The sequence below is a fragment of the Corynebacterium sp. HMSC074E01 genome (assembly GCF_001808885.1).
Classification (GTDB): Bacteria; Actinomycetota; Actinomycetes; order Mycobacteriales; family Mycobacteriaceae; genus Corynebacterium.
Map to the genome: position 1 here is coordinate 1 of NZ_KV794850.1, position 11,804 is coordinate 11,804.

Consider the following 11,804-nt stretch of genomic DNA (forward strand, 5'->3'; position numbering starts at 1 on the left):
CAGGTGTCTACCAAACAGGGGTCAGGTCCGCATCCGCAAATACCTCATCGGTGCACAAGGCGGGACTGAAGTTCTTGACGCGATTATTGCGCTACCAAATGACATGTTCTACAACACCGGCATTGCCACCTACGTCTGGATTTTGGACCAGAACAAGGAACCGCGTCGCCGTGGCAAGATCCAGTTCATCGACGCGACCGATATTTGTGCTCCGATGCGTAAGAACATGGGACAAAAGCGGGTCGAATTTTCAGAAGACAATATCCGCGAGATTACGAAGATTTACAAGGATTTCGCGGAATCCGAGCACTCCCTCATCGTCACCGCTGATGAGCTCACGTACCGGGACGTACCGATGTTTAAGGTGGCGCACTACGCCGTAAACGTGACTGACGAGACCGTTTCAGAAGCCATGAAGCACAAGTCCGCTTTTCCAGAACACGAAAACGTCATCCGCGAGATGCAGGGACGCGATTACAACGATCTGCCAAAAGCGCTGAAGGCTTCCGCCAAGTCGCACGGGGTGAAAATGGGCGCGCCACTGCTTCGCCACATCATGAAATCATTGGCTGCGGAAGATGAGAACGCGCCCGCATCCCTGGACGAGAAGGGGAATCCGGTTGTAGATACATCTTCGAAGGTGATTGAGCGCGTGCCGTACCTAGAAGACGTATCCGAGCACATGGAGCGTGAAGTGTTGCCGTTCGTACCAGATATGCAGTGGGATGAGTCCTTAGCGAAGGTGGGAACGGAACTGCCACTGACCCGTTTGTTCTACAAACCGGAAGAGTCGCGCTCCTTGGAAGAGTTGGACGCAGATATTGCTGCCTCCCTGGAACGTATTTACGCAATGTTTGGGGAGGTACGTTCAGATGACTGAGTTCCAGCCAAGCAAGTTGGGGTTAATCTCCGCAATCTTGCAATCGAATGTCGATAAGAAATCAAAGCCGGATGAACCCGCTGTCGAACTGTGCAATTACACGGACGTTTACTACAACGACACAATCACAGCGGATTTAGCTTTCATGAAAGCAACCGCTTCCCCGGATCAGATTGAGAGGCTCCGGTTGTCCGAGGGTGATGTCATTATCACAAAGGACTCCGAAACAGCGGATGATATCGGCATCCCTGCATACGTAGATTCAACTCATGATTCGCTCGTCTGTGGTTATCACTTGACAATTCTTCGTGCTCATCCCCAAAAAGCTTTCCCAAAGTTTCTCTACTATTCGATGCTCACTAGGGAGACCGGCGAATACTGGGAAAAGCGAGCAAACGGAGTTACTCGTGTCTCGATTCCCCAGCAAGTAGTTTCGTCATTGACAATTCCACTTCCCAATCTCGAGACCCAGCACCGTATCGCGGATTACCTCGATAAGGAAATCAGCGAGATGGACGCGATGATCGAAGAGTTCAAGGAGCTGGTCCGGAATCTCCGTGCTAGAAAGCCAATGCTAATCGACAACCTCCTTGCGGGTTTCCCGGTCGCACCATTAGCACTTTCCTGGAAGGTAGTCGATTGCCTTCACATTACAGCTCCTTTTATTGACAGTGGTAAAAACTATTTGGTGAGTATTGAGCAACTCGGTTCCGAGGATCTCATCTTGGATGGTGCAAATCGAACAGATAGCGGTACCTTCTCGAACTTGCGGGAGGGCGAACGAAAGCCCTCCCCAGGTGACGTGATCATGAGTCGAAATGCAAGTGTTGGAAAATCATCAATTGTAAAGGAGTCTGACCCACCAATTGCGTTAGGGCAGGATGTGGTGATTTTCAAAAACAACGAAAAGAACGACTCTCGTCTACTGTTTTACTTTCTGCAATCCAATGCACTTAAGCAAACAGTCGATATGAATACAGTAGGTTCCACTCTGAAGCGGATAAATGTGAGTTCCATCAAATCTCTTCCTTATCCGGTTCTGGCTTTAGAAGTGCAGCAGTCGATCGCTGATCGATTGCGACGAGAAACCTCCAAAATGGACTCCCTCATCGAGGAATCCACTCGACTCATCGAGAACCTGAAAGCACGTAAGACAGCTCTGATCACTGAAGTCGTTACCGGGCGAAAAGAGGTCTAATCATGGTGAACCCAGTCCACGAAGAAGCAATGGAAGAGACTATCTGTCGAGCCCTCAATAACCAAGGCTGGATTTGGAATAAGGGAGACAACGACAAGGGTTTCTCCCCCGAACTGGGATTGTTTCCTGAAGACGTGCTCCACTGGCTGAAAGCCCAGTACCCCGAGAAATATGAGCGGGCTATCCCGCCGACTGCGAACGACGCGGAACGTCAGTCCCGCGAACGCCGACTGCTCAATCGCCTGAAAAAAGAGCTCGATTCCACTCCGCTGTTGGACGGAATCAGTAAAAAAAGTCAATGGTGGACTTCTCGGCACTTTGCGAGATGGTTTCTCATTCACCCAGACGGATCTTGGCACCGTCAATTTCCCGGACATGGCGGGATTCTTCCCTTACGACCCGGCGAAAACGGACGTTATCGAGAAGGCGAAAGACAACCGCCTACGTGTGCTCCAACAAGTACACTTCGAAAAAGGTGACGGTAATGAAATTGACCTTGTTTTGTTGGTCAATGGAATTCCCGTCATCACGATGGAACTCAAGACAGACAACACTCAAACCATCGATGATGCTGTTCGTCAGTACAGGCAGGATCGTAAACCGAATAAGGCGAAGCGCCCGCTGCTCAACCCTGGACGCTGCCTTGTCCACTTCGCGGTGTCTTCTCGCGAGGTCTTGATGACCACCGAGTTGAAGGGTGCGGAAACGGTTTTCCTCCCGTTCAACCAGGGAACCGAAGAAGGGCGCGCGGGCAACCCCGACAACCCGAAAGGCTATAACGTTTCCTATCTCTGGGAATGGGTCTGCTCGCCGGATCTACTGTTGCGCATCCTAAAGGATTACGCGCTGTGGGAGCCGTCCTCGAAAGGAAATGAAGGACGCTTAATCTTCCCGCGTTTCCACCAGTTGCGCTCTGTAGAGCGAGTCACCGCCGATGTTGTCGCAAACGGAACAGGCAAGCGCTATCTCATTCAGCACTCTGCTGGTTCTGGAAAGACAAAAACAATTGCGTGGATGGCGCACCGCGCGAACAAGATGATCCACACGGACGGCACGAAACTGTTTGATTGTGTCATCGTCGTGACTGACCGCACTGTACTGGATAAAAACGTCGCTGATGGGCTTTCGCTACTCCAGGCTTCCGAGGGCATGGTCATCAACATCACCAACGATGCCACGTCCAAGTCGGAGAAACTCAATCATTATCTAACCCAGGGCAAACGAATTTTATCTTGTACGCTGCAAACCTTCCCCGCGCTGGCGCAGACGATTGATCGTTCTCCGAAATTGCGGAACCGCCGCTGGCTGGTGATTATCGATGAAGCACATTCATCCCAGCACGGTAAGGCATCGCGCACGCTTTTAGAGACGCTTTCGGATACGCCTGATGAGATCGCGAACGCAGCGTCGCGAGCCGCTGCGGCTTCCGAAACTAGCGAAGATTCGTCGATGGTAGACGCGTCCCACAATGACGCACTTACCCCACCCCAGCCAGCCAAGCTTAGCCGCGCCGAAAAAGACAAACTCCAGCAACAACGCGACTCTGCTGTGGCGCGTTCTTCCAATATCACCATAGTGGCGCTCACCGCCACACCGAAAGCAAGAACTCTTGCGGTGTTTGGTGAACCCGAACCGGATAACCCGGACAAGCGCGTGGCATTTGATCTCTATTCCATGGCGCAGGCAATCGATGAACACTTCATTCTGGATGTGCTCCAGAACTACATTTCGCTGAACCTGTACGCCAGGATTGAGGACAAGCTCGGGCGCGAAGATGAGGTCAATCTTGGTGAAGCCAAGTCCGCTCTCAAGCAGTTCGTTCGCTCCCACGAGAAGTCCATCCATTCCAAGGCACAAGTTGCCGTCGAACACTTCCACAACAACGTGCGCAGCCTGCTTGGGTCCACAGCCAAAGCAATGGTGGTCTGCGATGACCGTATGAGCGCATACAGCTGGTTTAGAGCGGTCCAAGACGTAATCCAGGCTGACCCGAAGTATCGAGGGCTTGAAGCACTCGTGGCGTTTTCCGGATCGTTGAATGTTTCGAAAGATCCGGACGTGGAAGAACTTGTCACCGAATTCTCGCTCAATAATGAGAACGCGCCTGAGGGTAAACGCCGCATGGAGACCACCAAGATGTTTGATGGTGAGTCCTACAAATTGTTGATCGTGGCGAATAAGTATCAAACTGGATTTGATGAACCACGTCTTTCCGCCATGTACGTGGATAAGCCACTATCTGGGGTCATGGCGGTACAGACGCTATCTCGACTGAACCGCACACTTCCGGTGAAGAAGAAATCCAAGACCTACGTGGTCGATTTCATCAATGACCCCGAGACAATCCTGCACGCATTCCAGCCGTACTACTCACAAGCGTCTATCGACACTGACGTTGATCCCAACGTGCTCAGCGATTTGGCTCGGATTCTGGATACCTCGCAATTCTATGACGTGAGAGAAATGGAAGCCCTCGCCAACGTGGTCATGGACCCGGGTGTGGACGTGAAGAAGAAGGACAGCCTCATCCGTATCGGTATTGACCCCGTTGTGACGCGCTGGACGGATTTCTATCTAGATGCTCTCTTCACTCGAAACAAGGAGAATGAAGCCGTAGCGACGGATTTTCGCGCCAACTTGGTCAAGTACGTTCACGCTTGGGATTTCTTAAGCCAGTTCATTGACTTCCAGGATGTGCGTTTACATAAACGTGCGATCTTCGCTGATCTCCTCGTTCGCAACCTCAAGCTAGGTAAGAAGGAACGCGTGGACGATTACGTCACCGGCGTGGATGTTGTCGCCACAGCGGTGACTGGGGATTTGGATAAATCAGCAAATTTGGAGCTCAAAACTGAGGATTCTCGTGCACCATTGCCGGTGCCTGGGTTCGACGGGCGTGTGTCTACCGGTGGCGCGGCTGATCCGTTACAAGGGGCGTTTCGCCAAGCAGTGGAACAGGTCAATGAGTTGTTCGCTGCTGCTGGGATCGACATGTCAAACTCGGCGAATACCCGCATGGTCCACGGCGTATGGGAGGCACTCGCCAAGGACGATGAAGTAGAAGTACTCGCCACAAAGAATCCGATGGAAGCACTCGCGAAATCTCCGAAAATGCGCGATAAGGTACTCACTGCAGTCTTAGGCGCGGGCGCTGACAGTGATAAGTTCACCAACCTGATTCTTGGTGGTGAGGACGCGCTGAGTGTGTTGACTGCCGCTATGGCACGCTTGGCGGTGGCTGCCATGGAGGATAAGGCGGATGGTATTGCGCTGCCAGATGAAAGTCTGGTCAATGAGCCAGTATCCGCAACAGATGCATTTCAACATGCTCGTCGTATCCAGGATCTGCTTGACGTGATGTTAATGCACGCGGGCAATTCACAAGTTGAAGACCAATTTGCGCAGGTGCTAGACGCCGCCCTTGTCTCGCGCGGAAGCTCTAATGTTTTTGAGGTCGTCCGTACAGAGTTCATGGAACGGTCACTGCCTGTGGACGGAAACTTCTATCAAAGCGTGGTGATGTACGCCGTGGAAAACTATTAACCAAACAACTAGGCCCTAAATACGTCAGACTGAGAACTCCCTTCCCTTCATCGTGGAAGGGAAGCGGGAAACGTCGCCAAGCGCCGGCGCCCGCTCTGGCGCCCCTTTGCCTCCCATTCTCCTGCCCCTCACCTCCCCCACTCGGGCCGCCGCTCAGGCCCAAACGCCAACAACCCCCACCTCCTCACATGGTCTCCCATGTGCCTGTTTGGAGGTAGGGGTTGTGGTGGTGTCAGTACAGAAACTTAGGCGTTCAACGTCCTAGGAGGTGCCTAGTTGATGCGGCCGGTTTCCTTGCGGTACTGGCGGTAGTAGCGGCGGCCATACTTGACGGAGCCGACGGCCAGGATGGCAACAACGACGAGCGCGATAGCGCCGACGATGATGTTGATTTGGTAGTCAGCACCAGCGGTGCCATCCGGGTAGAGCCACGTACCGAGGCCCCAGATGAGGATGCCGGCTGCCGGCAGCATCGAGAGGACCAAGCCCATGCCCACCCATGTGGAGGTGCGCAGCAAAGAAGAGTGCGGTGCACCGTAAGAAACGGGGTCATATCCCTCGATGTAGGAGTCCTGAATCTTACCGGAGAACTCCGGGTAGGTCTCGCTGTGGTGATCAGCAACTGCCGGGTTGAGGTCGCTCATGGCTGAAACTTTCTCTCGTTCCTGTTAATCCTGTGAATGACTATAGCTTAGTCGTCCTTGCCGCGGAAAGCAGCACGTGCACGTTCGCGGGTAACCGCGGAAACCGCGGTCAGCGGCACACCAGCCGGGCAGACGTCGGCGCACTCGCCGTAGAGCGAGCAGTGGCCGAAGTTCTGCTCCAGATCGTCCACCATGTTGCGTGCGCGGCGGCCACGCTCTTCCTTGCCCAGCGGCATGAGGGAGAGGTGAACCAGCTTGGCGCCGGTGAACAGGTGAGCAGCACCGTTCGGGCAGGATGCCACACAGGCACCGCAGCCGATGCAGGCAGCGTGGTCCAGAGCGTACTCGGAGGTCTCGTGGTTGACGTGCAGAGTGTCAGCGTCCGGAGCGGTACCCGCATCCATGGACACGTAGCCGCCCTGCTCCATGACGTGGTCCAGCTTGGCGCGGTCCACGATCATGTCCTTGATGACCGGGTAGGCAGCGGAGCGGAAAGGCTCCAGCTTGATGGTGTCGCCATCCTTGAACTGGAAGAGGCGCTGCTGGCAGGCCGGGGTGTTCTGCCCCGGGCCGTGCGGGCGGCCATTGACCAGGAGGCCACAGGTACCGCAGATGCCCTCACGGCAGTCGGAAGCGAATGCGAACGGCTCCTTGCCGGCCTCAATGAGGCCGTCGTTGACGTGATCGAGCAACTCCAAGATGGACATCTGCTCGGCGGCGTCGTCAACCTGCACGGTTTCGAACTTGCCTTCTTGCGTCGGTCCGGCTTGACGCCAGATCTCAAGTGTCAGTTTCATTACTTGTAGTTCCTTGTCATCAGCGGGATCGAATCAAAGTACAGCGGCTCAGCGTGGCGGATGAACTCGCCCTCAGCGGCGCCCGGCTCCCAAGCGGAAACGAAGCACCAGTTCTCGTCATCACGCTCGGCCTCGCCGTCCTCGGAGAGGTGGTCATCACGGAAGTGAGCACCACAGGACTCGTCGCGGTCAAGGGCGTCAATACACATGAGCTCGCCCAGGTCGATGTAGTCAGCAACACGCAGACCGTACTCGAGAACCTGGTTCATGTCGTTGGCGTCGCCAGTAATGCGGACGTTAGCCCAGAATTCCTTGCGCAGTGCGCGAACCTTCTCGATGGCAACCTTGAGGTCCTCGACGTTACGGGACACGCCACAACCCCAGTAGAGGATGTCACCCAGCTGGCGGTGGTAGTACGCCGGGCCGTGCGGATCCTGACCCTGGATGGACATGAGGCGGTCGATGCGAGCCTGTGCGCGAGCGACAGTCTCGTTGGCCTCTGCCGAGTCCTCAGCCAGCTTGGCCTCACCCAGGTGGTGAGCCAGGTAGTTCGGGATGGTGAACGGCAGGGTAAACCAGCCATCAACGGAAGCGGACAGCAGGGAGTTAGCACCCAGGCGGTTCGCACCGTGGTAGGTCCAGGAGCACTCACCGGCGGCGAAGAGGCCGTCGATGGTGGTCATCTCGTTGAAGTCCGTCCACAGGCCACCCATGGTGAAGTGGCAGGTCGGAGCGATACGCATCGGGGTCTCATAAGCGGACTCACCAATGGCCTCTTCGTACATTTCGATGAGGTTGGAATAGCGCTCGCGGATCTTGTCCTTGCCCAGGCGCTCGATGGCGTCGCGGAAGTCCAGGTACACGGAGTTGTGCAGCGGACCAACGCCCAGACCCTTGTTGATCTGCTGGGAGATGGCGCGGGAAGCCACGTCACGCGGGACGAGGTTACCGAAGGCCGGGTAGCGGCGCTCCAGGAAGTAATCGCGCTCCTCTTCCGGAATCTCGTTGGCAGGACGGTCATCCTTCTCCTTGATCGGAGACCAGATGCGGCCGTCGTTACGCAGCGACTCGGACATGAGGATGGTCTTGGACTGCCACTCGGAGTTCACCGGCAGGCCAGTCGGGTGGAACTGGATGAATGCCGGGGAAGCCAGGTAAGCACCGTTCTCGTACGCACGCATCATGGCGCCGGCATTCGAGTTCTTGGCCAGCGTGGACATGTGGTAGACGTTGCCGTAACCACCGGTACCGAGGATAACTGCGTGGCCGGTGAAGGCCTTGAGCTCGCCGGTGATGAGGTTACGGGTCACGATGCCGCCGGCGCGCTTCTTGTCACCGTCGGTGTAGGTGATGATGTCCTGCAGGTCGTGGTGAGCGAAGAGCTCCACGTTGCCCAGGCCAATCTGGCGGTAGAGCGCAGACGTGGTGGACAGCTGCAGCTGCTGACCTGTTTGGCCACGGGTGTAGTAGGTACGGGAGACCTGCACGCCACCGAAGGAACGGGTAGCCAGGGTGCCGCCGTACTCGCGAGCGAACGGAGCGCCAATGGCGTTCATGTGGTCGATGACGCGGATGGACTCATAAGCCAAGCGCCAGCAGTCGGACTCGCGGCAGCGGTAGTCGCCGCCCTTGACGGTGTCCTTGGTGTGGCGGTAAGCGGAGTCGTTATCCACCTTCTTGTGGCGAGAGGAGTTCACACCACCCTGCGCAGCAATGGAGTGCGCACGGCGCGGAGAGTCGTGGTAGGTGAAGACCTTCACCTTGTAGCCCAGCTCGCCGAGAGCAGCCGCCGCGGAACCAGCAGCCAGGCCGGTGCCGACGACGATAATTTCGAACTTACGGCGGTTCAGCGGGGAGACCAGCTCCATGTGGTCCTTCTGGTAGCTCCACATGTCCTTCATCGGGACGCCGTGCGGCTCGTTGGACTCCAGAATGCGGCCCGGCTTAACGCCCGGGACGATGGACTGCGGGTGCGAGAAGTTCGGGTGCTCGCGCTTGAGTTCAGTATTCGCGTTAGTCATGGGTTCAAAACTCCTTTAGCTGACCCAGCCCAGGGCGACGGACAACGGCATAACGATGTTTGCCAGGCACACGACGGCCGGGACGATGTACGCCAGGATGACAAATACCTCGCGCCACTTAGCACCGGTGATGCCCAGGTCGGAAGCCGCAAGGCGGATACCGTGGGTCAGGTGCAGGAAGAGGCAGAGCATGGCAACGATGTAGATGATGGTCACCGGCCAGCGGGAGAAGGTAGCGATCATGTTGGCCTTCACTTCACCATGAGCGAAAGTCTCCGGAGCGATCGGCTGGACACCCATCGTCAGATCCAGAAGGTGGAAGACGATGAACAGGAGCAGCACGACGCCGGTCACCAGCATGGTCTTCGTAGCGAAGGAATCCATGCCGCCCATCAGGTTGGTGCGCTTGAACTTACCGCGGGATGCCTTGGAGCGAGCGGTCAGTGCGAAGGCACCGTAAATGTGGGCGATCACGCAAGCCAGCAAAACGATGCGGATGATCCACAGAAGGTGACCGCTCGGAATCAGCGGGTCACCCATGCTGCGCAGGAATGCACCGTAGGCATCGAGGGCTTCCTGGCCGTCATGAGCCGGCAGGTAAAGCTTCAAGTTGCCGGCCATGTGCCCCACGACGAAGAGCGCGAAGAACAAACCGGTAATTGCCATCGTCAGTTTCAAAGCCCAGGACGGAATTCCTGGCTTAGGACGAATCGTTTCATTAGTAATACGGCCGTGAGCGAGGGCTTCACGGTCAGGATTTTTTACAGACATGACACCTCCATAGTCGTCCTTACCTTACGCAGAACTTCACGCTGACCACTAGTTATCTCTTTGCTTTGCGCACCCCTTCCCCCTCCTATGGCCCACCGAAAGATTCAAGATAAGGCAAGGATCACCTTAGGTGGTCTATCCCTTTTGCCGCTCTACCTTGATTACTTCTCTTTACGCAATATTGACCTTGCGAAAACATTTCGCGGTTGAGACTTTTGTCACAGGGTGTGGCGCGAGTGACGACCCTACCCCTTTAGGTGTCAAACTTTCGCTTGGTATCCACCCTTCATTGCCCGCCCAGCACCCTGCCAACACCCCCACTTCGCAGCGGAGTTAAAATACTTCACACATTCCTTGCAAAAATATTGTTATGAGTGAAAGGCACTAGGTAATCTAGCTCACATGAGCAAGACATACGTGGGTTCGCGCCTGCGCCAGCTGCGCCGCGAACGTGATCTCAGCCAAGCTTCCCTCGCCGCTACGCTGGGACTTTCAGCGAGCTACGTCAACCAGATTGAGCATGACGTGCGCCCGCTTACCGTCCCGGTCTTGCTGAAAATCACTGAAGCATTTGGCGTTGATGCCACGTTCTTCTCCCGCGATGATGACTCACGCCTGCTGGCAGAAATCCAGGATGTCGTACAAGACCAGGAAATCTGCCCCTCCCCCGTGGAACTTCAGGAATTGTCCGAGTTGGTTTATAACCACCCCACCGTTGCCCGCACGCTCGTGGATATCCACCGTCGCTACCGCAACATTCGTGACAAGCTTTCACTTGCCACCGACACCCGCCGCTCGGATGGCAGCCAGGCGCTATCCATGCCGCACGACGAGGTGCGGGATTTCTTCTATGCCCGGCAGAATTATCTCGATGAATTGGACATCCATGCGGAGGGGATCGCCGCGGAGCTCGGCGTCACCCCCTTCCACATCCGCGATATTGAGCAGGCACTGAATGACAGGCTCACATCCCAGCACGGCGTGGAGATTCTCACCACCGACCGCATGGATGGCACGCTGCACCGCTTTGACAAGGACAGCGGTACTCTTCGCCTGGCCAGCCGTTTGAGCGTGGGCCAGCGCGCCTTCCGCATGGCAGCCGAGCTGGGATTCCTGGAAGCGGGTGGGCTTATTGGCGGCTTCGTGGACGAAGAACCCTTCACCTCAGATGCTTCAATCAACTTGGCCAAGCGGGGAATCGCCAACTACTACGCCGCAGCCACCCTGTTGCCTTATGGCCTCATCCATAGTGAGGCGGAGCAATCCGGGTATGACGTGGAGTACCTCTGCAACGTGTTCGGCGTGGGCTATGAAACGATTGCTTCCCGCCTTTCCACGCTGCAGCGCCCCAACAAGCGCGGCATCCCCTTTACCTTTGTGAGGGTGGACCGCGCGGGCAACATGTCCAAGCGTCAGTCAGCCACGGGCGTGCACTTTTCCAACTCCGGCGGCACCTGCCCGCTGTGGAATGTCTACGAGTCCTTCTCACGCCCCAACACCATTTCCCGCCAGCTGGCGCAGATGCCGGATGGGCGCAATTACCTCTGGGTTTCACGCACGGTGAGCTACCCGCAGGGCCGTTTCGGGGATACCAACAAGCTCTTCTCCATCGGCTTGGGCTGCGAGGCCCGCCACGCCAATCGCACTGTCTACGCCCAAGGGCTTAACCTCGATACCCTTTCTTCCGCGACGCCGATTGGCGCCGGCTGCCGCACCTGCCCGCGCCAGAACTGTGCGCAGCGAGCTTTCCCCGCCATCAACGAGCAGTTGGTCATTGATGCCCACCGCTCCGCGGTTGCGCCGTACTAACTCTGCCCTTGCGGCACGAATGGTAGGGGCAACCCAAAAGGAAAGCTTTTAGACCACAAATAACATTTTTATTGCCTTTTGTGGGGAGCGCTCTCCAGTGTTGGGATGAATTTTTCCGGCGGGCGAATCTCCTCTAGGAGT

At 56.1% G+C, this 11,804-nt stretch carries 8 protein-coding genes; 4 read left to right on the plus strand and 4 right to left on the minus strand.

The features are described from left to right. The 3 genes from HMPREF2537_RS08180 to HMPREF2537_RS08190 form a co-directional block, all read left to right on the plus strand. Positions 1–880: N-6 DNA methylase (locus tag HMPREF2537_RS08180; RefSeq protein ID WP_148138141.1), on the plus strand; the 880-nt coding region annotated here is incomplete at its 5' end. Then, a complete protein-coding gene (locus tag HMPREF2537_RS08185; protein ID WP_070527632.1) occupies positions 873–2,078 on the plus strand; it encodes a restriction endonuclease subunit S in 1,206 nt (401 codons plus the stop codon). The genes HMPREF2537_RS08180 and HMPREF2537_RS08185, both read left to right, overlap by 8 nt. 375 nt (positions 2,079–2,453) lie before the next feature. Then, positions 2,454–5,621 (plus strand): type I restriction endonuclease, encoded by a 3,168-nt coding sequence (locus tag HMPREF2537_RS08190; RefSeq protein ID WP_210383644.1) that lies wholly within the window; start codon positions 2,454–2,456, stop codon positions 5,619–5,621. Positions 5,622–5,893: 272 nt separating this feature from the next. Here HMPREF2537_RS08190 and HMPREF2537_RS08195 read toward each other — a convergent pair whose 3' ends face one another. From HMPREF2537_RS08195 to HMPREF2537_RS08210, 4 genes are read right to left on the minus strand one after another with little or no spacing between them, the layout of a single operon-like run. After that, the gene (locus HMPREF2537_RS08195; RefSeq protein WP_010189861.1) at positions 5,894–6,265 is read right to left on the minus strand and encodes a hypothetical protein; all 372 of its coding nucleotides are present in this window, start codon (positions 6,263–6,265) and stop codon (positions 5,894–5,896) included. A 47-nt stretch (positions 6,266–6,312) separates the two neighbouring features. Beyond that, on the minus strand, positions 6,313–7,062 hold the full coding sequence (locus tag HMPREF2537_RS08200; protein ID WP_070527635.1) for a succinate dehydrogenase/fumarate reductase iron-sulfur subunit: 750 nt from the start codon (positions 7,060–7,062) through the stop codon (positions 6,313–6,315). Further along, positions 7,062–9,083, minus strand: a complete 2,022-nt coding sequence (locus tag HMPREF2537_RS08205) for a fumarate reductase/succinate dehydrogenase flavoprotein subunit (protein ID WP_070527638.1) — start codon at positions 9,081–9,083, stop codon at positions 7,062–7,064. Before HMPREF2537_RS08205 ends, HMPREF2537_RS08200 begins: the two co-directional genes overlap by 1 nt. A gap of 15 nt (positions 9,084–9,098) precedes the next feature. Further along, positions 9,099–9,854: a succinate dehydrogenase cytochrome b subunit gene (locus tag HMPREF2537_RS08210; protein WP_070527644.1), complete on the minus strand. Its 756-nt coding sequence runs from the start codon at positions 9,852–9,854 to the stop codon at positions 9,099–9,101. Positions 9,855–10,256: 402 nt separating this feature from the next. Here HMPREF2537_RS08210 and ramB point away from each other — a divergent pair, with 402 nt between their 5' ends. Next, positions 10,257–11,663 carry an acetate metabolism transcriptional regulator RamB gene (gene ramB, locus HMPREF2537_RS08215; protein ID WP_070527646.1) on the plus strand — a complete coding sequence of 469 codons (1,407 nt, stop codon included), beginning with the start codon at positions 10,257–10,259 and terminating at the stop codon, positions 11,661–11,663. Positions 11,664–11,804: the final 141 nt, after the last annotated feature.